This is a genomic window from Kitasatospora sp. NPDC050463 (genome assembly GCF_040655255.1).
Lineage (GTDB): Bacteria > Actinomycetota > Actinomycetes > Streptomycetales > Streptomycetaceae > Kitasatospora.
In genome coordinates this window covers 25,517-49,031 of sequence record NZ_JBFAJO010000033.1, presented here as the reverse complement: position 1 = coordinate 49,031, position 23,515 = coordinate 25,517, and the positions used below count along the sequence as shown (strand labels likewise).

Sequence of the window (23,515 nt, the reverse complement as noted above, 5' to 3'; positions counted from 1 at the left end):
GATCGGCGGTGTGACCGACGGCCGGCCAGGCCGGGTCGCGGTGGGCGGCGGTGGGCGGGGCGCTGAAGGGCGCGCCGCCCACCGGGCGGCCCGATCAGGCCAGCAGGTCGGACTGGAGCGTGACGACCTGTCGGAAGGCGGCGGCCGGGACACCCCGGGCGTTGGTCATCGTGACGACGCCGATGACATCGCCGGCGCCCAGGTAGGCCAGACAGCCGGTGCTCCGGCCGTCGGCGGCGAGCGCCGGGCTCTCCCGGGTGGCGAGGTCGACGCCGGAGACCGAGTCCCAGCCCTGGACGGAGCCCGGCTTGAGGCCCGGCAGGTCCTTCGGCTCGCCGTTGGCGCGCAGCTCGGCGAAGACGTCCCAGGCCTCGACGGAGGAGCCGAAGCGGAGCAGCCGGATCTGGGTGCGGGTGCCGTCGGCGGCGGTCCACTCCCGGACGGTGGCGGCACGGCAGACGTCTCGCAGCAGCAGGGAACGCAGTGCGCCCGGCTCCTTCTGCTCGGCGGCCATCGCGTCGCAGGCCACCCACTCGGCCGTGGGCGCCCCGGCGGTCGTGGCGCCGGCGCTCGGGCTCGCGGACGGGCTCGCGCTCGGGCTCGCGGACGGGCCGGCGCTCGCCGACGCGCTCGCGGTGGGACTGCCGGACGCCGTCGGCCAGGTGGTCGACGGACCGGCCGGGAGCCTGGTCGGGGTCGGGAAGACCACCGGGCTCGACGAGCCGCCCGCCTCCTTGGGCGCGGGCAGGAGCAGGTACCGCAGGTCGGCGGCGTGGCGGCTCTTGCTCTCCCTGGGCACGGCCTTGCCGGAGGGCAGCGGCGGCAGGACCAGCGCCGGGAAGGTGTAGCGGCCGTCGCTCCTGGTGGCCAGGCCAGGGATGTCGGTGCGCTCGGGCGTGGTGACGGCCACCGCGGCGCCCGTCCCGGCCAGGGCGCAGACCAGCGCGGCCGCGCCCCAGCGCAGCGCCGCGTTGCGCCGGCGGGTGCGGCGGGCCGCGAGCTCCTCGGGGCCCGGCGGCGGAAGGAGCGGCAGAGACCCCGCCCCGGGGACGGCCCAGGGGTCGGCCCCGGAGGCACCCTCGCTGGCCGGGACGGCCGGGGTGGCCGGGGTACCCGGGGCGGCCGGGGCGGCCGGGGGTGCGACGGGCGACGCGAACGGTGCCGGGGATGCCGGGGATGCCGGAGGTGTCGGAGGCGCGTCGGTGGAGGCGGCCGCGCTGTCGTGCGGGGTGGCACTGTCGGTCATACGGACGCTCCCGGGCTGGCAAGGCGGTCGAGCTGCTGGGTGAAAAGGGTGACGATCTTGTCCTTGGGCAGCGGTGCCACACCCTCGGCGCTCATGATCACCAGGAGGTCGCCCTCGGCGGCCGAGCACTCCAGGTAGTCGATCGGCGCGGACGGCGGAGCGGGCATCAGGTAGCAGTGCGCCTCGGGATGGCCGGGGACCTCGGGGCCGATGCGGAAGAGCCCGGTGTCGCCCGTGAACACGGCCGTGTACTCGTTCAGCTTCTGCACCTCCTGCTGGTTGAACTGGCGCAGCTTCAGACCGATCACCAGGCTGTTCCCCCGCTCCTTGTAGGTGCGCACCCCGGTGGCCTTGACGTGCAGGCCCTCCCAGTACTGGCGGAGCTTCTCCCGCTTCTCCTTGGGGATCTGCTGGAGGTCGTCGTCCAGTTCGGCGGAGAGCTGGTCCGCCGACAGCTCGGCGTCGTTGCCGTAGCCGCCCTCGTCCGGACCGAGCGCGTAGCCGGCCGGGACCGGCAGCAGCAGGTCGCGCAGCGAACCGAAGTGGTTGCCGTTGGACTTGGCGCCGAAGGGGGTGGGCGTGGCGCTCGGGGCGGGCGCCACCGCCGTCGGTGCGGCGGCGATGACGGGCGCGGGGTCGTCGTACCGGGTCTCGATGACACCGATGCCGATGACCACGCCGACCAGCGCGGCCGCCACGGTCGCGCCGGTGGCGCGGAGCAGCCGGCGGCCGGTGGTTGCGGGCTGACCGGCAGGGGCGGGCTGACCGGCGGGGGCGGGGGCCGCTTCGTGGACCTGTTCGGGGGCGGTGGCCCCGGTCACGGTGCTGTCGCTCATACCAGCCGCTCCCACTGCTGCTTGGCGATGTCCTTCACGACATCGGGATTCACCGGACGCGTGCCGAAGACCTCGACCTGCATCACCAGCGTGCCGCGCTGCGCCAGCGCCGTCCCGAGGTAGTACTGCTCGGTCGTCTCGGCCCAGTACAGGGGCTCGCTGTCGACCTGGACGCCGCCGTTGGCATCGTCCGCGAACGGCTTGAGGCGGTAGCCGGACGCGCGGGTCTTCGCCTCGGCGGCGCGGTCGGCGGCGTACTGGATCAGCGCGACCCGGACCTTCAGGTCGTCCTTCTTCCAGTTCACCTCGACGGCGCGCCGGAAGTCCGTGCTGTTCAGCCTCCTGAAGGCCTCCGCCGACCGGCCGCTGCGCTCTGCGAGCTCACCGACGGTGATCCAGGTGGGCGTGTCGGGGTAGTCGGCCCAGGCCGTGCCACCGGTCGGAACGGTCATCAGCAGCTTCCGCAGGTCGCCGTCGACGGCCGGCGGCTTGGGCGCCGCCTCGGCGACGGCCACCGGATCCACCGCCTCGGCCGGGTAGGACGGCAGGGCGACCTGGATCGGCGGCAGCGGGGTCGGCGGCCGGTTCGCCTGGACGGCGAAGCCGACGGCGCCGCCGATCACGGTGCCCAGCACCAGGCCGGAGACCAGCAGCAGCACCGGCCGCGGCCGGCGCGGGCGGTGGAGGGGCGGGGCCGCCTCGGCGAAGGGCGCGGCGGGTACGGCGGGCGCGGCCGGCAGCGGCGCCTCCGCCGGCGCGGACGCGTCGGCGGGCGATGGCTCCACGGGTCGGGTGGTCACGGAGTGGCTCCAGAGAGGGGAAGGTGACGTCGGGCGTGGGCGGCGGTGCGGTTCAGCCGCCGGAGGACAGCCACTCGCGCTGGCGCTTCATCAGCTCGCTCAGCAGCGCCTTGTCGGGAGTCCCCTTCACGTCGACGTCGATCGTGTACTGGACGTCGCCCTGGCTGGAGATGCCGGTCATCGAGCCGGTGTACGCCTGCTGCTTGGGCTTGCGGACATAGCCGTGGGCGTTGCGGTCGCCGTCGATCTCGATCGGGTCCAGCTTCATCGTGTAGCCCTTGACGAACTCGCTCGCCGACGAGGTCGAACCGAGGTGCAGCAGGGTGACCGTCACCTCGGCCTTTCCGTCGGCCGTGCGGTACATCCTGCTGGCGGCGTCCTTGTACCCGTACGAGCCGAGGATCCGCATGATGCCGTCCTGGTTGCCGAACAGCTCGGCCACCTCGTCGTCGGTCAGCTTCATCCCGTCCGGCGGCCCGTAGGACTCGCCGCCGTCGGGGATGGGGAGCAGGAAGTAGCGCAGATCGCCGTCGTGCCGGCCGCCGCTGACGCTGCCCTTGAGGGTGCTCGTCGGCCTGGGCGCGGGTGCGGCCGGGGTGGGCACGGCGGTGGTCGGCGCCACGGTGGGCACGGTGGGCACGGCCGACGCGGCGGCGGTCGGACTCGCACCCACGCTCGCACTCGCGCTCGCGCTCGCACTCGGCGAGGTCTTGGCCGGGGCGGCCGCGACGGCCGGCCGGGGGTCCGGCTTGCCGACGGCCACGGTGACGGCGGCACTGGTCGCCGTCACGGCGAGCAGACCGGCGGTGGCCAGGGCCACTCCGACGGCGCGCGGCAGCCTCCGCCCGGTGGCAGCCACCGGCGCGGGGACGGCGGCGGCGGGATCGGCCGTGGGTTCAGCCGTGGGCAGGACTACGGCTTCGGGCGCCGAACCGTTCGCCGGTTCGGCGGCGGACGGCACGTTTTCGGGCGCGGACAAGGAGCTCCCCCGGGGAATGTGGAATATCGCGCGCGGGCCCCTCGCGGGCCACCCCCCGTGGCACTCCAGGCCGACCGTCACGCGTCTCACCAGGAATTATGAGAGCCGGATGAGACCGGTGCCAACAAAATCAATCACCGCACTTGCACCCAATGATCAATCAATCGGACATGCCGTGACCGAACCGCAATGGGCGGGCCGGCACCCCGTGCCGACCCGCCCGTCCGGATGACCGCCGGTCCTCCCGGTCAACCGGTGCCGCTCACGGGTGCGCGCGCTCGGTCATCTCGACGACCTTGCCGACGGAGTCGATCACGACCTTGTAGTCCCCGGCCGAACAGGGGTAGGAACCCTTGATGTTGGTGGGGTCGGCGAGGCACTCGCTGATGTGCTTCACCAGGTCGGCGACGTTGACGTCCTTGGACTTGGCCAGGACCGAGTTCAGGTGGCCCTTGGCGGTCGGCGCGAACGCCGCGGTCTTGTCGGCACCGACCGGCTCGAAGGCGACGTCGTTGACGCCACAGGCGGTCTTGGTGTCCTTGTAGACCAGCGTGGTCGTGGTGGTGCCCTTGGCCGGGTAGATCCACTTCTGCCCGGCGGGCAGCGGCACGGCGTCGCAGAACCCCTCCGGCTCGTCACTGGCACCCGCCGAGGGCTTGGCGCTCTTGCCACCCGCCGGCGCGGTACCGGACGGTGCGGGCGTGGACGGTGCGGCACCGGACGGCGCGGCGGTGGACGCGGCGGCGGTGGGCGCGGCGGCGGGCGCGCCGCCCGCCTGGTCCGACGCGTTGTCCGGGCCACAGGCGGTGAGCCCCAGGGCGGCGGTGGCGACCAGACCGGCGCCGAGCATTCTCCGGAAGATGGGCATGACGAAAGAACCCCCGTTTAACACATGATCAGATTGTGAGGCTGTGCGGCGGAAAGACTAGCGCCTCCCTCCCACACCTCCCGCACCGTCAGCCCCGGTGCAGCGGAACACCGATGGGTTCCGCGACGAGCTCCGGTTCGGCCCGTCCCCGACCCTCACCGAACCGCGATGAGCCGGACGCGGCCACCGCCGGAGCAAGCCCGCTCGGTGAAACGGCTCGCTCCGGCGGCAACCCTCAGCCGAGCTGGGAGAGGCCCTCGGTGACGATCTTCTCGAAGACCGCCAGGTCGTTCTCGAAGATCGAGTCCGGCACCGGCCAGTGGACCACCAGCTCGGTGATGCCCAGCTCCTGGTACCGGCCCGCCCAGTCGACGAAGGCATCCACCGACCGCAGCGGCTTCTCCGCCGTCGAGCCCTGGAGCAGCACCTTCTCCAGCTCGCCGACGTCCCGGCCCTTGGCCTCGCAGGCCGCCGTCAGCTTCTCGATCTGCTGGGCGATCACCTCGGGCGCCTGCTCGACCGGCACGTCCGCCGGGCCGCGAGGGTCGCCGTACGTCACCCAGCCCTGCCCGTACTCCGCCGCCAGCCGCAGCCCGCGCGGCCCGGTCGCGGCCACGTAGAACGGCACCCGCGGGGTCTGCACGCAGCCCGGGATGTTCCGCGCCTCGACCGCCGAGTAGTACGCGCCGGCGTCGGTCGTGGCGTCCTCGCGCAGCAGCCGGTCCAGCAGCGGCAGGAACTCCCCGAACCGGTCCGCCCGCTCCTTCGGCGACCACGCCTCCTGCCCCATCGCCGTCGCGTCGAAGCCCGTCCCGCCGGCCCCGATCCCGAGCGTGACCCGCCCGCCGGACACGTCGTCCAGCGTGATCAACTCCTTCGCCAGCGTCACGGGGTGGCGAAAGTTCGGCGAGGTCACGAGGGTGCCCAGCCTGATCCGCTCGGTCGCGGTGGCCGCTGCCGTGAGCGTCGGCACCGCACCGAACCACGGCGCGTCCCGGAACGACCGCCAGGACAGGTGGTCGTAGGTGTAGGCGGCGTGGAACCCGAGGTCCTCGGCCCGCCGCCAGATCTTCTGCCCCTCGCTCCACCGGTGGATGGGGAGGATCACCGTGCTCAGTCGCATACCGGCGACCCTACGGTAGCCGTCAGCGGCCGGCGCCCTCCGACCTGACGTCCTCTTCGCCCCGAATGAAGCCGGTGCCGAGCCCCGGCCTGCGGGATTCGCGACAGCCGGGACGCTGGTGGGTCTGGGTCCGGGGTGGTCTCGCCGCCGACCGGCCCGGCCCTCTGGAACGCATGGAGATCGAGCACGTTCTTGCAGGCGCTTCGGTCCGCCCTCCGGTGACGAAGAGGACCGGGGTGATCCTTCACGCGTTCGCGGCCGGATTCCTCTCCAGGACACGACCACCGGTGCGGACCGGCGCCCTGTCGGATTCAGCGCTGCAGCCAGCTCAGCAGGGCCGTCGCCGTGAACACCGTGCCCGACGCCAGCCAGACCGCGCGCGGGGTCAGCCACCCGGGGCCTTCCAGGGGCTGGGACTGCGGGACCGGAGCCAGCAGCGCGTCGGCGAAGGCCTGGGCGGTCGGCGGCCGGTCCGCCGGCTCGACGGACATCGCGGCCCGTAGCAGCACGGCGAGGTGCGGTGGGAGCTCCACTCCGGCCGGGAGCGCCGGCAGCGTCGAGGCGGTCTGCCGGTCGGTCATCAGGGCGGTGGCGCGTCCGCCCGGGCCGAACGGCTTCTGCCCGGTCAGCAGCTCGTAGGCCACCACGGCCAGCGCGTACACGTCGGCCCTCCCGTCGAACCCGCCGGTCTGGAAGGCCTGTTCCGGTGCCATGTACGCGGGCGTGCCCGTGGTCACCGTCAGCCCGGATGCGTCGGCCAGTTGCTTGGCACTGCCCAGATCCGCCACCAGCACCGCGGCGGGCGCGGGGTCGGCGGCGAGCAGCAGGTTGGACGGCTTGACGTCGCGGTGCACGACGCCCGCCTCGTGCAGGACCTGGACCGCGTAGCCCGCCTCCGCGGCCAGCCGCAGCGCCTCCTGCGGGTCGCACTGCCCGACCCGCTCCGCCAGGGTGCCGCCGCGTACGTAGTCCATGACGAAGTAGGGCTGGTCCTCCTGCACACCGACGTCGTGCACCCGGACCACCCGCGGGCTGGCGATCCGGCGCAGCAGCCTCGCCTCCGCCAGGAACCGCTCGCGCACATCGGCGTTGGCGGCCCAGTTCTCGGCCAGCACCTTCACCGCGACCTCGGTGTCGAGCTCCGGATCGTAGGCCTTCCAGACCGTCGCGAAGGAGCCGGCTCCGAGCCGCTCCATGAGGAGGTAACGGCCGAGCTTGCGCATGTGGCAGCATTCTGCCGGAGTCGGGGGAAGTGCGGAACTCCCATTCGACGGGTGGGATGCCAGGCGGGACGAAACGGGGGGATCCGGGTGTTCGAGGACGGCGAGCTGGAACGGCTCGTGGCGGCGGCCCAGGCGGGGGAGCCGGGGTCGATGGAGTACCTGCTGGTCAAGCTGCGGCCGGTGGTGCTGCGCCGCTGCTCGCGCTTCCTGCCCCACCACGCCGACGCGGAGGAGGCCGCGCAGGACGCGCTGCTGTCCATCAGCACGCACCTCGGCGAGTACGGCGGTCACGGCTCCTTCCTGGGCTGGGTGACGGTGATCGCCTCGAACGCCGCCCGGTCCACCTACCGCTCGATGCGCCGGCGCGCCGAGGACAGCCACGCCGACCTCCCCGAGTCAGTCGACCCGCGCACCACCAGCGTCATCGCCGGGACCAGGCTCGACCTGATGGAGGCGCTTGCCGCGCTGGAGCGGCAGCACCCCGCCCTGGTGGAGTCCTTCGTGCTGCGCGACCTGGGCGACCTGACCTACGTTCAGGTGGCCGAGGAGCTGGACGCCCCGCTGGGCACGGTCAAGGACCGTATCCACCAGGCCCGCCGCTTCATGCGCGAGCGCCTGGTCACCGGTCCGTGAAGGGCGGTCCCGCGGCGGGCGGCGGCCACGCCGTCGTCCGGTTCCGGTCCGCCGTCGCCGCCCTGGTGGCAGCCGCCGCGCTCGGGCTGGCGACCGGCCGATTCGTCCTGCCACCGCCTCCCGCCACCACTCCGCACCAGGCAGCGCGGTCGGGTGCCGCGGCCGGCGGGGCCTCCCAGGGCGCGTCCGCTCCCGCGACGCCCGGCGGGTCCGTCCCGACGCCCGGCTCCTCGACCGCCGGCTCCGGCTCCGCCTCGCCGACCGGTGAGAGCGGGCCGGTGACGACCGCGAACCTGCTGGCACCTCTGGCGTTCGGCCCGGACATCGACATCGGGCGGATCCGCGTCACCGACCGGTACGGCGACGGGCTCTACGCCAACTCGGCCTGCTCCGGCGAGAAGACCCTCGGCCAGACCCTGGGCGGGCCCGGTGCCCACTACCGCGGGCTGATGACCAGCCCCCGCACCGACCCGAGCGACCCCACGCTGGCCGCCGAGCGCGTCGCCCAGGTCGCCCGCGAGGTCGCCGCCGAGGCCCAGAGCTCTTCCCTGGCGCAGAACTTCGCCGAGCGCCTGCTGCTGGAGCAGGTGCCCTGCCAGGAGGCACCGCCCGGGCACTGGGTCTACGGCAGGACCACGACGGTGCGGTTCGCCCCGGACGTCACCGCGAGCTGGATGGGCACCTACCAGGGATTGCTCAACACCACCGGCAGGGCGCCCGAGGGGAAGGAGCCCTGCGGCGGCATCGCCGTGCTGCGCAGCGGCAGCCACTACGGGGTGCTGGAGGTCGATGCCTGCCTGGGGACGGCCGCGATGGACCGCGTCGTCAGGACCGCTCTGTCACAGCTGTGAAACAGCGGGTCAGGGCTCCAACTTTCGCTTCTCCGGCGGCATCTCCCCGGTTGTACGAGGACGCAGCAGGCGTCCCGACCAGCAGGGGGACCAGATGACCGAGAACCAGACCGTCCAGCCGAAGTCCGTTCGCCGCAACCGGATCGCCGCCGCGGCCTGCTTCGCCGCCGCACTGATCACGGTCAGCGTCGTCGGCACCCAGTCGGCCACCGCCGACGGGGCCGCGCCCAACGCCACGCACCGCACCGCGGTCGCCGCCACCCCGGTCGCCGCCACCCCGGTCCCCGCCGCCCAGCCGGCCGCGGCCGCGGTCGCCGCGTCCGGCCTCGGCTCCGCCGACCTCGTCCAGAGCGAGGACTACTTCCAGCAGGGCCTGAACCCGGTCGGCGCGACCGTTTCGCTGACCGGACGCCAGGGGCTGTCCGCGTGCTCCGGCGAGGAGACGATGCGCGACCTGACCAAGGGCAATGCCACCGCGTACGCGTCCGTGACCTGGACCTTCGACACCGACGGCCTGCTGATCGAGTCGGCTGCGAGCGCTCCCACCGGGACCGCGGCCGACGCCTGGGAGAAGCAGCTCGTCACGCTCGTTCAGGCCTGCCAGAACGAGCCCGCCGGCCACTGGCACTACGGCGCGGCCCACACCCTGACCGTCACCGGCGGCACCGCCCACTGGTACCCGTCCTACAACGGCGACGGCACCGTCAGCGGCGCGGCCGCGGTCCTGCGCAGCGGCACCAGGGTCGCCATCGTCGAGCTCACCGGCCGGCCCACCGACGCCACGAGCCACGTCGAAGGCATCGTCACCGCGGCACTGAACCGCCTCCGCTCCTGAACGGCAGCCCCGCTCCGCCCGCGCCGGCGGGCGGAGCGGGCCCCGACCAATGCCGTCTGCGCCGTACCCGTCGTCCCCTGACGGCTGATCGGGCGCCAGAAGGTCTGCCAGGCACCTTCCTCGGGACCTGCCCGAAGCCCGGGCCCGCGACGGAGCGGGGACGGCGTCCCCTGGTGCGGCAGGGAGCTTGGAGCAGCCCCTGGCCATGGTGCGGCCATGACACAACTCCCTGAACGGAACGGCGAGTTCATCAGGGAGGTACGCGATGGCATGTCCCAGTCCGACCTCTTCCGCCTGACGGAGTCGCACCGTACGGCGGACCCGTGAACCTCCGGTCGCGTCCGGATCGATCAGGAATCGAGAAGCGCGGCTCACGGGTCGCGTCTAGCCTGCCCACCATGGACATCACCATTCACACGACCACTCTCCCGCACGACGACCCGGACGCGTCGCTCGCCTTCTACCGCGACGTCCTCGGCTTCGAGGTCCGCAGCGATGTGGGGCAGGGCCGGATGCGTTGGATCACGGTCGGTCCGGCTGGTCAGCCCGGCACGTCGATCCTTCTGGCGCCGCCCGCCGCTGATCCCGGCATCACGGAGGACGAGCGGCGCATGATCACCGAGATGATGGCCAAGGGCACGTACGGCTGGATCCTGCTGGCCACCCCGGACCTCGATGCCACGTTCGAGAAGGTGCAGGCCGGTGACAGCGAGGTCGTCCAGGAGCCGACCGAGCAGCCGTACGGCGTCCGTGACTGCGCCTTCCGCGACCCCGCGGGCAACCTGGTCCGCATCCAGGAGCTGCGCTGAGCCCTGCGGGTATCGGTGCGGCCATGCCGGCCGCCGTCGCGACCACCCACAAGGAACGCGGCGGCGCACCGGAGCGGACGTGCCTGCCCTGCCGGTCGCCCGCCAGGGCCGCGTCCGGGCCTTCCGGCGCTGGAAGACGAACGACGAAGGGGAGGGTTCCCATGTGCAACTCCGAATGGCGGCGTGCCCTCGTCCAGGCGCAGCGCCTGGACGATCTCGCGCGGCTGCGCCGCGTTCGCGACCGGATCGACAGGGAGTACGCGCAGCCGCTGAACGTGGAGGCGCTCGCCCGCGATGTGCACGTGTCCGCCGGGCACCTGAGTCGGCAGTTCCGGGCAGCCTACGGTGAGTCGCCGTACGCGTACCTGATGACGCGTCGCATCGAGCGGGCGACGGCACTGCTGCGGCGGGGCGACCTCAGCGTCACCGAGGTCTGCTTCGCGGTCGGCTGCGCGTCGCTGGGCACGTTCACCACCCGCTTCACCGAGCTGGTCGGCATGCCGCCCGGGGCCTTCCGGCGCCAGGCGGCGGGTGCGGCCGCTGCGGCGGCGGTCGATCCCGATGCCGCGGGTGCGGCGCACGATCCGGGCTCGGCGATCAGGGTGGAGGGGATGCCGGCGTGTGTCGCGAAGCAGGTCACGAGACCGGTCAGGAATCGAGAAGCCCCGACCGGCGCCCAGCCCCTAGCGTGATGGTCATGGCAACCACCGCTTCCACCGCAGCCCCCACGTCCATCGCTTCCGTCACCCTTGAGGTGGCCGACCTCGAAGCCGCGACCGGCTTCTACACCGCCTTCGGCGTGGACGCCTACCTGCGCCTGCGGGCCTCCGAGGCGCACTCCACCGGCTTCCGCGGCTTCACCCTGGCGCTCACGGTGTCCGGGCCGGCCACCGTCGACCACTTCCTCGGCGCCGCCGTGGACGCCGGCGCCACGGTGCTGAAGCCCGCCGCGAAGTCGCTGTGGGGCTACAGCGGCGTCGTCCAGGCCCCGGACGGGACGATCTGGAAGATCGCGACCTCGGCGAAGAAGGACACCGGCCCCGCCACCCGCGAGATCGACGATGTCGTCCTGCTGATCGGCGTCGAGGACGTCAAGGCCACCAAGCAGTTCTACGTCGACCGGGGCCTGACCGTGGCCAAGAGCTTCGGCGGCAAGTACACCGAGTTCGCCTCCGACACCTCCAGCCCCGTCAAGCTGGCCCTGTACAAGCGCCGCGCCCTCGCCAAGGACCTCGGCGTCCCCGCCGACGGAACCGGCTCCCACCGGATCACCCTCGGCAGCACCGCCGGCGCCTTCACCGACCCGGACGGCTTCGCCTGGGAGGCAGCGGCGTAGTTCGCTCCTCGCATCTCGGTGTTCTGCGCTTCGGACGGCGCCTCGCCGGGGGGCTTCTACAGCCGCGAAGGCCGCCGCCACGGTCCTCAGGCCCGCCGGCGCTCTGCCGTGGGGTGGGGACGGCAGCGCCTTCGCCGACCCGGACGGCTACGTCTGGAGCCTCGGCTACAGCGCCCCGGGACCGACCAGCCCTACGCAGAGTAGCCGCGACCTCCGTCTCACAGCCCTCCGGATGCGGGAAGCGGGAGCGGCGATCGGAGCCGGGCGCGCGGGAACCGTGGTGAACCGGCAGGACGAACAGGAGAAGACCATGAAGTTTCGGACCCGCGTCGAGCCGCCTGAGCCCATGCGGGGTCTGGAAGTTCCGCCCGAGGTGGTGGCAGCACTCGGCGGGGGCGCGCGGCCGCCGGTGACGATCACCGTCAACGGGCACTCCTGGAAGAGCCGGGTCGCCCTCCTGCGCGGCCGCCACCTGCTCGGCCTCAGCCACGCCAACCGGCTGGCCGCGGAGGTGGCGATCGGCGACGAGGTCGAGGTCGAACTGGAGCTCGACACCGAGCCCCGCGTCGTCGTCGAGCCCGCGGACTTCGCCCGGGCCTTGGACGACGACCCGGTCGCCCGCGCCGCCTACGACACCCTCACGTACAGCCACAAGCGCGAGCACGTGCGCGCCGTCGAGAGCGCGAAGAAGCCCGAGACGCGCCAACGGCGCATCGAGAAGGCCATCGCCACCCTGCGGGGCTGACCCCCGACAGCGAGACGCCGGCGGCGATGCGATCGCCGTGCGGAGACATCACCCTGCCCACCTCCTCCCGAAGGAACAACGATGTCGAAACGCCTCATGACCGGTCTGTACTGGTTCCTGGCCTTCGAGTTCGCGCTGGGCGCCGTGACCAAGTACTGGCCAGGCGACACGATGTTCAGCTCGGCGTACTCCGCGAAGTTCGCCGAGTGGGGGTACCCGTCCTGGATGCGCTTCGTGGTCGGTGCCCTGGAAGGCGCAGCCGCCGCCCTGCTGGTGATCCCCGACAAGCGAACACGCTTCCTGAGCGCCACGACGCTGATGTTCGTGCTCACCGGCGCGGTCACCACCCACATCGTCAACCACGACCCGTCGGTGGAAAGCTGGGCCGCGCCGACCCACCTCGTCATCATGGGCGTCCTCGCGCTGGCCAACTGGCCCGCCGACTGGCGAGACATCCTGCGGACTCCCGCCCGGCCGGCTGCAACACCGCATCCAAGGAAGTGACAACCCGCCGGCTTCGACGACGGCACCGCGTGGCCGACCGCCTTCGCCCCGACCGCTCGCACAGCGCACGCGGCGAGCGGTCCGGGCCTGCCTCCGGACCGGACCGCTCACCGCGTGTTACTCCTCGCTAGGCGGCTTCGCCCGCCGGGTGGAAGTTGATGCGTTCACTGACGACGGGGAAGCCGGCCTTGGCGAAGTTCGCGGCCATGGGGACGTTGGCCCGGTCCGTCGCTCCGCCGATGAACTCCGCGCCCTGCTCGACGAGGACGTGGGTGCACTCCGCGAGGAGGTCGTAGGCGTAGCCGCGACCGCGCTGTTCCGGGACGACCCCGATGAAGCCGACGGTCGGGCCGGAGGGGTTGTGAGCCGGGATGTGGATGCCGGCGAGGTCGCCCCCCGGCGTGTGCGCGACCTGCCACCACTCCCGCGGGGAGGGGCACCAGTGGAAGAAGTCGAGTTCCTCCTGGGCGACCTGGTCGACGCCGCCCTCCTCGATGGCCCTGAGCGCGTGGGCGTCCAGGGTGGCGGAGTGGATGCGGCGCAACGCGTCGAAGAACACGGCGTCGTCGGGTTCGGCGCTGAAGCGCAGGCGGCCGGGCCGCTCGGGCAGGCCCCGCTCCGGGGTCCAGCGGTACAGGAAGCGTTCCACCAGGAGTTCGTACCCCGCGGCTCGTGCGGCGTCGAAGCGCGCCTCGGCGGCAGCGCGCAGGTCGGTCCTCTCCCGCCAGCCGCCGGGCAGGTTGATCTCGAGTTCGACGCTCCAGGGAGCGGAGCGCAGGAGTTCGGCCCTGGCCTCCTCCTCCCCGTCGGCCACGTCGAACCAGTTGATGTTGACGGGCTCCGCGTCGTCGGGGCCGCCCCACCACGCACCGCGTGCGACGACCTCGCCGTCGCGCAGGGCGACGCGCTTCCAGTCGGGGCGGAACCTGGTACGCCGATGGCTCTCACGGGCGCCCAGCGGGTCGGGGAGCGCGTCGAAGAGATGAGCGTCGCTCGCGGAGAGCGCGCGGATGACCGGACCGGTCATGGATTCCTCCGGGATGCAGGCTGCTTGGAGCGCCCCCGGTCAGAACTGACGAACCACGCCGGGACAGCAGAAGAGGGAGCGCTGGAAAGGTGTGAACCGCACGACACTCGCCTCCTTCCGTCCGTCTCAAGGCGTGAAGCCACACGGTATGTGATCGTCTGCGGGTCCGTCCACGGATTTCTCGCCCCGTGAAGGAGGGTCCAGCGGACCGCCCCGGTCACCGGTGTCGGGTCTCACCCGGACTTGTGGGCAGCAGTTCTTACTGCTGCTGGGCGGCTTCACCGAGCATGCTGTCCTGGGGCGGAAGCTGGGCTTCGACGATCAGCACGGTCATGCCCGTGTCCGTCCAGGTCTCGTGCTCCTCGCCGGCGGACCAGCACGCGGCCTGCCCCTGTGCCAGGGCCTTGGCTTCGCCGTCCGTGCCGCTCACCCAACCCTGGCCGTCCGTGACGATGAGGACCTGCGGCACTGGCGCGACATGCCGACCAAGGCGCCCCCCTGAAGCCAGGTGCATGATGTTCACGGCGGCAGGGCCGCCGCCGCCATGGACACGGACACGTCGGACACCAGTGCTGCCGTAGGCAGTCGTCTCCGTGCCGGTGATCTCGTTGATGCCAAGGATCTTCACGGGGCGATTCTGCCGCTGCCCCGGATCGCACGGGGCACAGGGACTCGATCTTCGAGAACGACCTGGCCGGGTTCGAGCGGCTCGTCACCCAGGGCCTCGCCCAGCTCCGCCGAGTCGGTCGACGCGCCCGTCCCCGGCCGGTCACTCCTCGGGCGGTGGCCGGCCGGCGGCCGTCACGGGTGCGGGCGGGTGCGCTGGTTGGGGACGTGCGGGGTCGGGGCCGGGGTGGTGCGGCGGGCCAGGTCGGCGATGGTGTCGAAGATGATGTCGCCGATCAGGACCGGGTCGCGCGTCTCGCGCGGGGCATCCGGCGTGGTGGTCGGTGGGCGCTCGTCTTGGGCGTGGCGAGTTCGCATGGCTCTTCCTGCCGACGGGGTGGCCGAGGACAGTCATGCCCGGGAACCGGAAGCAGGACACCCGGAGTGGGGGCGAATCGGCCGGAAAGGACGGCTCGGGGGCCGAAACCCGGTGCGCGGGCGGGCGCTTACGGCGATCGGATACGGCCTGGGGGTATTGTCTCGCCCATGACGGCGGACCAGGGGCGCGACGGCGGGGCGACGGCCCGGCTGCTGCTGCTCTGCGGGCTGCTGGCCGGGCTCTTCCTGATGCACGGCTCGCCCACGGCGGCGGGCGGCTGCCACGAGCCCGCGACCGTGACGGCGTCATCGGACCACCGCGCGCACGGCGCCCCCGTCGACGGCCCGAGCCTGGACGGGTGGCGGGCCCCGGGCGGAGGTCCGCAAGCCGTCTCCTGTGTTTCGAACCGGGACCGTGAGGACGCCGGCCGCCCCCTCGCCGCACCGCCCGCCGCCGGGGCTGCGGCCGTCCTGCCCGAGGTGCGGCGGCTCTCGGCTCCGCAGGGGCGGCGGGCCACCGGTCCACGGGCACCGCCGGACGCCGGACGCCGACTGCTGCTCCGGGTGTGCGTCGCACGGACGTGACCGGGCCCGCGCCGGACACCCCAGCGAAGGGGCCCCGGGCGCGCCGCGTCCTGCCCGTACCCACCGGAAGAGAACCGACCAGATGTCCCTCAACACCCGTACCCGTACCCGCGCCCTGGCGCTCACCGCCGGCGCCGCCGTCCTCGCCCTCACCCTGACCGCCTGCGGCTCCGACCCGACCGGCGACACGAGCGGCATGGCCGGGATGGCCGGGATGGACCACGGCGCGAGCACCGCGGCCACCGGCGCGCCGTCCACCGCGGCCGACGGCCACCAGGGCCACCGGATGCCCGGCACCGACGCCGCCAGCCCGGCGGACGCCGCACCCGCCGCACCCCCCGCCGAACGGAACGGCTACCGGCTCACCCCGGCCGCCGGGACGCTCACCGCCGGGGCTCCCGCCGAGTACCGCTTCACCGTCACCGGCCCGGACGGCAGGCCGGTCACCGGGTTCGAGACCGACCAGACCAAGCGGATGCACTTCTACGCGATCCGCTCCGACCTCACCGGCTTCCAGCACCTGCACCCCGAGATGGCCCCCGACGGCACCTGGACGGCCCCGCTGGCCGCCCTCACCGCCGGCAGCTGGCGCGTCTACGCCTCGTTCGTCCCGGACAGCGGCGCCGGAAAGGGCACCGGCCTGGTGCTCAGCCGGACGGTGGACGTGCCCGGCGAGGGCGCGGCGGCCGCCGCCGAGCTGCCCGCCGCCACCGGCACCGCGACCGTGGACGGGTACACCGTCACCGTCGAGGGCGCTCCGGCCGCCGGGCGGGCGGGCGAGCTGAAGGTCACGGTCAGCCGGGACGGCAGGCCGGTCACCGACCTCCAGCCGTACCTGGAGACCTTCGCCCATCTGACCGCCTTCCACGCCGGCGACCAGGCCTTCGCCCACCTGCACCCGCAGGCGCGGGCCGAGGCGGGCAGCACGGGCGGCCCGACCCTGTCCTTCCACGCCGAACTGCCGGCCGGCGGGCAGTGGCGGCTCTTCCTCCAGTTCCAGACCGGCGGCACCCTGCACACCGTCGCCCTGACCCTCCCGGTCGCCCCGCGGTAGGCGTACCGGGCCGTCGGGAGGTCGCCGTCGCGGCGGTGACCTCCCGACGGCGGTAGGCGAAGATGGACCGGTGACCACTCCCCGCACCACCCCCCGCCTGATCGCCACCGACCTGGACGGCACGCTGCTGTGCGCCGGTGGCACCGTCTCCGAGCGCACCGCCGCCGCCCTGGCGGCCGCCGAGGCGGCCGGGGTCCAGGTGGTGTTCGTGACCGGTCGGCCGCCCCGCTGGATGCAGCAGGTCAGCAGGCACATCGGCGGCCACGGCGTGGCGATCTGCTCGAACGGCGGCGCGGTGGTCGACGTGCGGCGCGGCGAGCTGCTGGAGTCCTCCCCGCTCGCCCCGGAGGCCGCGCTGGCCGTGGTGGCGGCGCTGCGGGCGAAGCTGCCGGGTACCGCGTTCGCCTTCGAGTACCCGGCCGGGTTCGCCCGCGAGCCCGGCTACGAGGTGCGGATGTGGGGCCAGGACGAGATCCATCCGATCGGCCCGGCCGAGGAGCTGCTCGGCGCCGGTGGTCCGGTGCACGGCCTGTTCAAGCTGCTGGCGAAGCACCCGGACCTCGACCCCGACAAGCTGCTCTCGGTGGCCCGCGAGGCGGCCGGGCACCTGGCCGAGATCACCCGGTCCGCGCCGATCCCGCTGCTGGAGATCAGCGCGCCCGGCGTCACCAAGGCGAGCACGCTGGCCCGCTGGTGCGCCGGGCGCGGGATCGACCGGAGCGAGGTGGTGGCCTTCGGCGACATGCCGAACGACCTGGAGATGCTGGACTGGGCCGGTACCGCGTACGCCGTCGCCAACGCGCACCCGCAGGTGCTGGCGGCGGTGCCGCTGCACACGGTGAGCAACGAGCAGGACGGCGTCGCGGCGGTGCTGGAGCGGTTGCTCGGCCACTGATCCGGACGGTCCCCGACCGGCCCGGCGATCCGCCTACCCGAAGCGGCCGTTGACGTAGTCCGAGGTCCGCTGGTCCCGCGGGTTGGTGAACAACTGCTCGGTCGGCCCGGCCTCGACGATCCGCCCCGGGGTGTCGTGGGTGGCCAGGAAGAACGCGCAGGACTGCGAAACCCGCTGTGCCTGCTGCATGTTGTGGGTCACGATCACCACGGTGAGCCGCCCCCGCAGTTCGGCGATGGTCTCCTCGACCCGGCGGGTGGAGGTGGGGTCGAGCGCCGAGCACGGCTCGTCCATCAGCAGGATGTCCGGCGAGACCGCCAACGACCGTGCGATGCACAGCCGTTGCTGCTGGCCACCGGAGAGCGCGCCGCCCGGGGTGTGCAGCCGGGTGGCGACCTCGTCCCAGAGGCCGGCCCGGCGCAGGCTGCTCTCCACCAGGTGCGCGCGCTCGTCCCGGGACACCTTGATGCCGGCCAGCTTCAGCCCGCTGGCGACGTTGTCCTGGATGGACATCGCCGGAAAGGGGTTGGGCCGCTGGAAGACCATCCCGATCCGGCGGCGCACGTCGGCCGGGCGCCGGCCGGGCCGGTACACGTCGTCGCCGTCCAGCAGCACCTCGCCGGCCAGCGCCGCGCCGCGCACCATCTCGTGCATCCGGTTGAGGATCCGCAGGTAGGTGGACTTGCCGCAGCCCGAGGGGCCGATCAGCGCGGTGACCTCCCCGGCGGGCATGCCGAGCGAGACCCGCTCCAGCACCTTGTGCGAGCCGAACCAGGCGGAGACGTCCCTGGTCTCCAGGCCGGCCAGCGGGGCACCGGCGGCGTCCACCGGGTGGACGGGCGGCAGCGTCAGCGTGGTCTCGCCCGTGGAGCCGCCCCGGTCCGGCTCGGCGAACTGGTCGGTCGTCGGTACATCGGTCATCGGTACGTCCGTCATCGGTACGGTCCTCCGGGCGCGCTTCAGTAGAGGTCAGTAGAGGTTGGGCAGCAGGGCGGCGGCGTTCTCGTACACGGCCCAGAGGATCGCGGCGATCACCGGCGCGATGCCGAGCCAGGCGGCCGAGCGGCGCCAGAACCGGGTCAGCAGGAGCGCGGCGACGACCGCGCCCAGCAGCCCGAGCGACCACAGCTGCAGTGCGGCCAGCGCGCCCTTGTCGGCGGCCAGCGCCTTGTCGTAGGGGACGGTGGCGGGCCGCCGGCCGGGATTGACCTCCGGGTCGCCGTCCAGCCGGGCGCCGACCAGCACCGTCGAGCCGGGGATCCAGTCGGAGTCCCCGGTGACCAGCACCAGCCGGTTGCGGACCGGGTCGCTGATCGGGTGGTCGCCGTCCCCGTACACGTTGACGGTGTAGGTGAACCTGCCCTGCCCGGTGGTCGCCTCGATCTTGTCGCCGACCCGGAGCTTGGACAGCTCGGCGAACGGTGCGCCGAAGGTCGCCCCGCGGCCGAACACCACCGCGACGCCGGTCTGCCCGGGCAGCGCGGTGTCCCGGCGGTGGCCGGGCCCGCGCATGAGGTCCCGGCCGGTGGTGCCCTCCACCACGACGGCCTGGTGCAGGCCGATCGCCGGGATGTCGAGCAGCGCGACCGGATCCCCGTCGGCGGCCGCGCCGGTCGGGGCGACCGCCTTGGCCAGCTGGTCCCGGAAGGTCTTGAACACGGTCGACTGGTAGTGCCGCTGCTGGAGGTGCGAGAGCGTGAAGAGGTACCCGACGAACCCCATCGTGAGCGCCGCCAGCAGGCTGACCGCCCAGGCGCCCTGGAGGAACCTCCGCCGGGTCGGCCCGGCGGCACCGGGGCCGGCCCCGGCCGCCTTCCGGGCCGGGGCGGGCGCCGTGGAGGCCGGGCCGTCCGGGGCATCCGGGGCGTCCGGGGTGGAAGGCGCCGGCTTCTCCAGCGCCGTGGCGGTCACGACCGGCCGCCGGCCGAGTTGCGGCGCCGCAGCAGGCGGCAGCCGAGCAGCGGCGGGACGAGCACGACGGCGAGCAGTTCGAGTGCGGTCAGGGTGGACAGCATCCAGTCGTCCGGCCGCTCGTCGACGGCGACCACGGTGGCCGTGACCTCCCCGGCGGTGGTGCCGCGGCCGCGCGCGACCACCTGGCCGGTCTGCGGGTCGATGACGTCCTCGACGGCGGCTTGGTCGCCCTCGGCGCCGGTGCCCGCGGCCGGGTCGCCCACGGCGGGCTGGTCGGCCCCGCCGCCGGCGCCGCCCGCTGCGGTGCCCCCGGTACCCGCCGCACCACCGGTGCCCCCGGTGCCGCCGGTGCCGCCGGACGTTCCGCTGCCCGTGCCGCTCGCCGAGGGGGACTTCCCGGTCCCCCCGCTCGCGCTGCCGCCCGTCCCGCCGGCGGTGCCGCCGGTGCCGCCGGTGGCGGAGCCGCCCGTGCCGGAGCCCGAGCCGGACCCGGCCCTGCTCCCCTGGCCGCCCTGCGCGGGGCAGTCCAGCGGGGTGCCCTTGGCGTCACAGGGGTTGGGCTGCGGGGCGTTGTCCAGCACGGTCAGCCGGCCGGCCGAGTTGAAGGTCGGGTTGGCGCAGTTGGCCAGGGTGTCGGCGTCGACCGGGCTGGCGTTGCCGGGGATGTGCTGGGTCTGCAGCAGGCCGCCGCGGACCAGGTTGCGCGGGATCGGGGAGTAGCCGAGGCCGTCCGCCTCGCCCTGGCCCTCGCAGAGCACGTAGGCGAGGAAGCGGCTGAGGGCGCTGCCCTTGTCGTTGGTGAACCGCGGCGGTGGCGGGAGCGCCGCCCCGGCCCGCGGCACGATGAGGTAGCTGTAGCTGGAGAGCGGGTACGACCTCGGGTCGTTCATCGTGTAGACGCCGTCGAGGTTCTGCTGGAGGTAGTCCGGGTCGCCGGCGGGGGTGTTGTCGTCCACGCCGCGGATCTTGGCGGCGGTGAGCGCGACGGCGACGTTGGAGGCGGTCGGCAGCGTGTAGTAGCCGGCCGGGTTGAGCACCTTCACGACCGGCCAGTTGCTGCGCTTGGCGAAGGCGTACTCGTCGTAGCCGATGGTGCCGAGGCCGGCCGGGGCCTTGATGTAGCCGGCCACGACGTCGGAGCCGTTCTGCGCGGTCATCCGGCCGGAGGGCGGGAAGAACTCGGTGTAGTCGCCGCAGCTGACGCCGTTGACGCTCTTGCAGTACTCGTCCCACTGGGCCTGGTGGGTGTGGCTCATCCAGCGGGTGAACTGGGCGGTCGCGCCGGAGCCGTCGGAGCGGACCACCGGGGTGATCGGGAGGCTCGGCAGCGGCTTGCCGTAGTCCGCGGTGATCTTCGGGTCGTTCCAGTTGGTGATCTTGTTGGTGAAGATGTCGACGACGGTCTGCGGGGAGAGCCGCAGGTCGCGGACCTGCTTGCCGGCGACGACCAGGTTGTACATGAAGGTCGTCCCACCGGCGGTGATCGGCACGTAGGAGAAGCCGTACCGGGGGTTCTCGGCCTTGCCGGACCCGCCGGCCTGGCCGGCCTGGCCGAGGCCGGTGTCGGCCTGCGAGCGGAACGGCACGTCGGACGCGGTGAAGTCGTCCTGGCCGATGCTCCACTGGTTGCGGCCGGCCGCCGAACCGACCGGGTTGAAGTTGATCTGGATGCCCTGCGGAGCGACGTCCTGACGCCACTGGTCGATGGCCGGGCCGGCCCAGCTGGAGCCGTCGGCGTTGAGCGCGGTGGCCGCGAAGGCGGGCGTGCTCTGCCCCAGGAGGAGGGAGCCCGCGGCGAGGATCAGGGACAGCAGCACGGCGAACGTGCGTGCCACGGGGCGGCTTGCGGCCTCCCACGACATGGGAACTCCTCTGGTACTGAGGGTGGTTGGGCGGGACATCAGTGCTCCCCAAGGGCGGTGGCCACGGTGGCGGGCCGGGCGGCGGTGCGGGCGGCGGCTGCGGTCGCGGTGCGGGCGGCGGCCCGGCGCCGGCCCCGGGCCGAGGCCTCGACGACGGTGGCGGCGCGGTCGATCCGGCGCTTCTGGCGGCGCGTCAGCTGACCGGGCTTGCGGCCGCCGACGACGCGGGCGGTGACGAACAGGACGAGCACCACGATCATCAGGGTCAGCGCGGCGGCGAAGGCGCGCGCGATCATGTCGGGGTACGGCTGCTTGACGTAGTTCCAGATGTACAGCGGCAGCGAGACCTGGTGCTCGCTGAACGGATTGCCGTTGAACTGCGAGGTGAAGCCCGAGGTCAGCAGCACGGGGGAGGTCTCACCGACCCCGCGCGCCATCCCGAGCACCACGGCCGTCACCAGTCCGGGCCGGGCGGTGGGCAGCACGACGTTCCACACCGTCCGCCACTGACTGCCGCCGAGCGCGTACGAGGCCTCCCGCAGTGTGCCGGGCACGAGGCGGATGACCACCTCGGCGGCCCTGGTGACGATCGGCATCATCATCACGGTGAGGGCCAGCGAGGCCGCGAAGCCGCTCTTCTCGAAACCGAAGGTGATGATCACGACGCCGAGGATGAACAGGCCCGCGACGATCGACGGCAGCGCGGTCATCGCCTCGACCAGGGTCCGCACCGGCCGGGCCATCCGGCCGCCGACCTCGGACATGAAGACCGCCGCCGCGATGCCCAGCGGGACGGCGAACAGGGTGGCCAGGCCGAGCTGTTCGACCGAGCCGACCACCGCGTTGAGCGCACCGCCGGAGGTGATCGGGGAGAGCGGGGCGGTGTGGTCCATCGACTCGGTGAAGAAGTTGAGGTGCTGGGCGGCGTGGTACCCGCGGGTCAGGACGTAGCCGATCTGGTCGGCGATCAGGCCGACGACCAGCAGGCCGGAGCTCCAGGCGACGACCGAGACCAGCCGGTCCCGGACCATCAGGGCACCCCACTGGAGCCGGCCGATGAGGAAGTAGCCGACCAGGAAGAGGGAGTACCAGCAGAGCAGGAAACCCTGGGCGCCGCTGAACGGCAGGATCCGCTCGTAGAGCATCCAGTCCAGGGCCAGCGAGCCGACCAGCGAACCGGTCAGGGTCAGGACGTCCTCGCGGGTGAAGCCCCCGAGCCGGACCCGCTTCTCGGGGCGCGGCTGCGCGGCGTCCGCGGGTGGTCCGGCCGGCGCGGGCACGGTGGCCGGCGGCAGGTCGAGGGTGGTCATCGGGCGGTCCCTTCACGGCGGAGCGGCAACGGGCGGCGGGTGGCGCGGTGGGCCATGGTCAGTCCGCCGTCGACGCGCCGGAGCGGGACCGGTTGATCACGAAGCCGGCCCCAAGGTTGACCAGCAGGGTGAGGGCGAACAGCACCAGGCCCGCGGCCATCAGCGCGGAGAGCGAGAGCTCGTCCGACTCGCCGAACCGCAGCGCGATCAGCGCCGAGATCGAGTTGGCGCCGTTCTCCAGGATGTGGCTGATGGCCTTGAAGTTCGGCGAGATGATGAGCGCGACGGCGATCGTCTCGCCCATCGCCCGGCCGAAGCCCAGCATCACCGCACCGATCACACCGCCGCGGCCGAACGGCAGCACCACCGTGCGGACCATCCCCCACCGGGTCGAGCCCAGCGCGTACGCGCCCTCCCGCTCGCCCTGCGGGGCCTGCGAGAACACCTCCCGGCTGAGCGAGGCGACGATCGGGATGATCATCAGCGAGACGACCACCCCGGCGATGAAGGTGGAGGAGGTGTAGGAGGTCCCGATGTCGCCGGTCCGCACCTTGAGGAAGGGGACGGCGTCGCCCAGGTGGTTGGTCAGCCAGCGGACGAAACCGATGATGCGCGGCTGGAGGAAGAACAGCCCCCAGAGGCCGTAGACGATGCTGGGGATCGCGGCCATCAGGTCGACGAGCGAGACCAGCGTCGCCCGCAGCCTGGTCGGCGCGTACTCGGAGATGAAGATCGCCGTGGTGAGCGCCACCGGAACGGCGATCACCAGGGCGATCACCGCGATCAGCAGGCCGTTCGGCAGGACGGCGGCGATCCCGAAGTTGTGGGCCTGGGTCTGCCACTTCTGCTCGGTGAGGAAGGACCACCCCACCTCGCGCAGCGCGGTCGTGCCGCGCAGGATCAGGAAGAACGCGATCAGCCCCATGATCGCGAAGACGGAGAGGCCCGCCACCCGCAACACCCCCCGGAACACCCGGTCTCCGGGCGTGGCTGGGGCGGTGATGACGCGGGGAACATCGGGTTCTGGTGGACGTGGAGCCCCGGCGTACGGTGCCGCGGGCTCGGCGGCGGCTGTCATGGTCTGCTCTCCGGCGCG

26 protein-coding genes are annotated in these 23,515 nt (G+C 73.1%); 11 read left to right on the top strand and 15 right to left on the bottom strand.

Annotated features, from left to right (window positions below; all coding sequences use genetic code 11):
• Window positions 1-94 precede the first annotated feature (94 nt).
• The 7 genes from AB0J08_RS21530 to AB0J08_RS21500 all read right to left on the bottom strand — a co-directional run bounded on the left by AB0J08_RS21530 (window position 95) and on the right by AB0J08_RS21500 (window position 7,075).
• Window positions 95-1,246 carry a hypothetical protein gene (locus AB0J08_RS21530; RefSeq protein ID WP_360636409.1) on the bottom strand — a complete coding sequence of 384 codons (1,152 nt, stop codon included), beginning with the start codon at window positions 1,244-1,246 and terminating at the stop codon, window positions 95-97.
• Entirely contained in the window at window positions 1,243-2,082 is an 840-nt protein-coding gene (locus AB0J08_RS21525; protein ID WP_360636406.1) for a hypothetical protein, read from the bottom strand. The genes AB0J08_RS21530 and AB0J08_RS21525 overlap by 4 nt, the downstream gene beginning before the upstream one ends.
• A complete protein-coding gene (locus tag AB0J08_RS21520; protein WP_360636403.1) occupies window positions 2,079-2,882 on the bottom strand; it encodes a hypothetical protein in 804 nt (267 codons plus the stop codon). Before AB0J08_RS21520 ends, AB0J08_RS21525 begins: the two co-directional genes overlap by 4 nt.
• A 52-nt stretch (window positions 2,883-2,934) precedes the next feature.
• Window positions 2,935-3,861 carry a hypothetical protein gene (locus AB0J08_RS21515; protein ID WP_360636400.1) on the bottom strand — a complete coding sequence of 309 codons (927 nt, stop codon included), beginning with the start codon at window positions 3,859-3,861 and terminating at the stop codon, window positions 2,935-2,937.
• Between the two features lie 262 nt (window positions 3,862-4,123).
• Window positions 4,124-4,729 (bottom strand): hypothetical protein, encoded by a 606-nt coding sequence (locus AB0J08_RS21510; protein ID WP_360636397.1) that lies wholly within the window; start codon window positions 4,727-4,729, stop codon window positions 4,124-4,126.
• Window positions 4,730-4,964: 235 nt separating this feature from the next.
• Complete coding sequence (locus AB0J08_RS21505) at window positions 4,965-5,852, bottom strand: LLM class flavin-dependent oxidoreductase (protein ID WP_360636393.1); 888 nt, start codon at window positions 5,850-5,852, stop codon at window positions 4,965-4,967.
• Between the two features lie 311 nt (window positions 5,853-6,163).
• On the bottom strand, window positions 6,164-7,075 hold the full coding sequence (locus AB0J08_RS21500; protein ID WP_360636390.1) for a serine/threonine-protein kinase: 912 nt from the start codon (window positions 7,073-7,075) through the stop codon (window positions 6,164-6,166).
• An 87-nt stretch (window positions 7,076-7,162) separates the two neighbouring features.
• Between AB0J08_RS21500 and AB0J08_RS21495 the strand changes: the two genes are divergently transcribed.
• The 8 genes from AB0J08_RS21495 (at window position 7,163) to AB0J08_RS21460 (ending at window position 12,788) form a co-directional block, all read left to right on the top strand.
• Window positions 7,163-7,708 carry an RNA polymerase sigma factor gene (locus AB0J08_RS21495; protein WP_360636387.1) on the top strand — a complete coding sequence of 182 codons (546 nt, stop codon included), beginning with the start codon at window positions 7,163-7,165 and terminating at the stop codon, window positions 7,706-7,708.
• Complete coding sequence (locus AB0J08_RS21490; RefSeq protein WP_360636384.1) at window positions 7,705-8,559, top strand: hypothetical protein; 855 nt, start codon at window positions 7,705-7,707, stop codon at window positions 8,557-8,559. Before AB0J08_RS21495 ends, AB0J08_RS21490 begins: the two co-directional genes overlap by 4 nt.
• 94 nt (window positions 8,560-8,653) lie before the next feature.
• Complete coding sequence (locus AB0J08_RS21485; RefSeq protein ID WP_360636381.1) at window positions 8,654-9,394, top strand: hypothetical protein; 741 nt, start codon at window positions 8,654-8,656, stop codon at window positions 9,392-9,394.
• A gap of 398 nt (window positions 9,395-9,792) precedes the next feature.
• Window positions 9,793-10,203 carry a VOC family protein gene (locus AB0J08_RS21480; protein ID WP_360636378.1) on the top strand — a complete coding sequence of 137 codons (411 nt, stop codon included), beginning with the start codon at window positions 9,793-9,795 and terminating at the stop codon, window positions 10,201-10,203.
• 161 nt (window positions 10,204-10,364) lie between these two features.
• Window positions 10,365-10,895: an AraC family transcriptional regulator gene (locus AB0J08_RS21475; RefSeq protein ID WP_360636375.1), complete on the top strand. Its 531-nt coding sequence runs from the start codon at window positions 10,365-10,367 to the stop codon at window positions 10,893-10,895.
• Window positions 10,895-11,539: a glyoxalase gene (locus AB0J08_RS21470; RefSeq protein ID WP_360636372.1), complete on the top strand. Its 645-nt coding sequence runs from the start codon at window positions 10,895-10,897 to the stop codon at window positions 11,537-11,539. Before AB0J08_RS21475 ends, AB0J08_RS21470 begins: the two co-directional genes overlap by 1 nt.
• Window positions 11,540-11,849: 310 nt before the next feature.
• Window positions 11,850-12,284 (top strand): YdeI/OmpD-associated family protein, encoded by a 435-nt coding sequence (locus AB0J08_RS21465; protein WP_360636369.1) that lies wholly within the window; start codon window positions 11,850-11,852, stop codon window positions 12,282-12,284.
• An 81-nt stretch (window positions 12,285-12,365) separates the two neighbouring features.
• Window positions 12,366-12,788: a DoxX family protein gene (locus AB0J08_RS21460; RefSeq protein ID WP_360636366.1), complete on the top strand. Its 423-nt coding sequence runs from the start codon at window positions 12,366-12,368 to the stop codon at window positions 12,786-12,788.
• Window positions 12,789-12,915: 127 nt separating this feature from the next.
• Here the strand turns inward: AB0J08_RS21460 and AB0J08_RS21455 are convergent, their stop codons facing one another.
• From AB0J08_RS21455 to AB0J08_RS21445, 3 genes are all read right to left on the bottom strand, one after another.
• Complete coding sequence (locus AB0J08_RS21455) at window positions 12,916-13,815, bottom strand: GNAT family N-acetyltransferase (protein WP_360636363.1); 900 nt, start codon at window positions 13,813-13,815, stop codon at window positions 12,916-12,918.
• A 259-nt stretch (window positions 13,816-14,074) separates the two neighbouring features.
• Window positions 14,075-14,443, bottom strand: coding sequence for a hypothetical protein (locus AB0J08_RS21450; RefSeq protein ID WP_360636360.1), 369 nt, complete (start codon window positions 14,441-14,443; stop codon window positions 14,075-14,077).
• Between the two features lie 173 nt (window positions 14,444-14,616).
• The gene (locus tag AB0J08_RS21445; protein WP_360636357.1) at window positions 14,617-14,799 is read right to left on the bottom strand and encodes a hypothetical protein; all 183 of its coding nucleotides are present in this window, start codon (window positions 14,797-14,799) and stop codon (window positions 14,617-14,619) included.
• A 168-nt stretch (window positions 14,800-14,967) separates the two neighbouring features.
• Between AB0J08_RS21445 and AB0J08_RS21440 the strand changes: the two genes are divergently transcribed.
• From AB0J08_RS21440 to AB0J08_RS21430, 3 genes are all read left to right on the top strand, one after another.
• The gene (locus AB0J08_RS21440) at window positions 14,968-15,384 is read left to right on the top strand and encodes a hypothetical protein (RefSeq protein ID WP_360636354.1); all 417 of its coding nucleotides are present in this window, start codon (window positions 14,968-14,970) and stop codon (window positions 15,382-15,384) included.
• Window positions 15,385-15,466: 82 nt separating this feature from the next.
• Entirely contained in the window at window positions 15,467-16,438 is a 972-nt protein-coding gene (locus AB0J08_RS21435; RefSeq protein ID WP_360636351.1) for a hypothetical protein, read from the top strand.
• 70 nt (window positions 16,439-16,508) lie between these two features.
• Complete coding sequence (locus AB0J08_RS21430) at window positions 16,509-17,333, top strand: HAD family hydrolase (protein ID WP_360636348.1); 825 nt, start codon at window positions 16,509-16,511, stop codon at window positions 17,331-17,333.
• Window positions 17,334-17,366: 33 nt separating this feature from the next.
• Here the strand turns inward: AB0J08_RS21430 and AB0J08_RS21425 are convergent, their stop codons facing one another.
• From AB0J08_RS21425 to pstC, 5 genes are all read right to left on the bottom strand, one after another.
• Window positions 17,367-18,269 carry a phosphate ABC transporter ATP-binding protein gene (locus tag AB0J08_RS21425; protein WP_360636345.1) on the bottom strand — a complete coding sequence of 301 codons (903 nt, stop codon included), beginning with the start codon at window positions 18,267-18,269 and terminating at the stop codon, window positions 17,367-17,369.
• Between the two features lie 33 nt (window positions 18,270-18,302).
• Window positions 18,303-19,244, bottom strand: coding sequence for a class E sortase (locus AB0J08_RS21420; protein ID WP_360636342.1), 942 nt, complete (start codon window positions 19,242-19,244; stop codon window positions 18,303-18,305).
• A complete protein-coding gene (locus AB0J08_RS21415; protein ID WP_360636339.1) occupies window positions 19,241-21,082 on the bottom strand; it encodes a substrate-binding domain-containing protein in 1,842 nt (613 codons plus the stop codon). Before AB0J08_RS21415 ends, AB0J08_RS21420 begins: the two co-directional genes overlap by 4 nt.
• 65 nt (window positions 21,083-21,147) lie before the next feature.
• Window positions 21,148-22,419 carry a phosphate ABC transporter permease PstA gene (pstA, locus tag AB0J08_RS21410; protein ID WP_360636336.1) on the bottom strand — a complete coding sequence of 424 codons (1,272 nt, stop codon included), beginning with the start codon at window positions 22,417-22,419 and terminating at the stop codon, window positions 21,148-21,150.
• 58 nt (window positions 22,420-22,477) lie between these two features.
• Window positions 22,478-23,497 carry a phosphate ABC transporter permease subunit PstC gene (pstC, locus tag AB0J08_RS21405; protein ID WP_360636333.1) on the bottom strand — a complete coding sequence of 340 codons (1,020 nt, stop codon included), beginning with the start codon at window positions 23,495-23,497 and terminating at the stop codon, window positions 22,478-22,480.
• Window positions 23,498-23,515 lie beyond the last annotated feature (18 nt).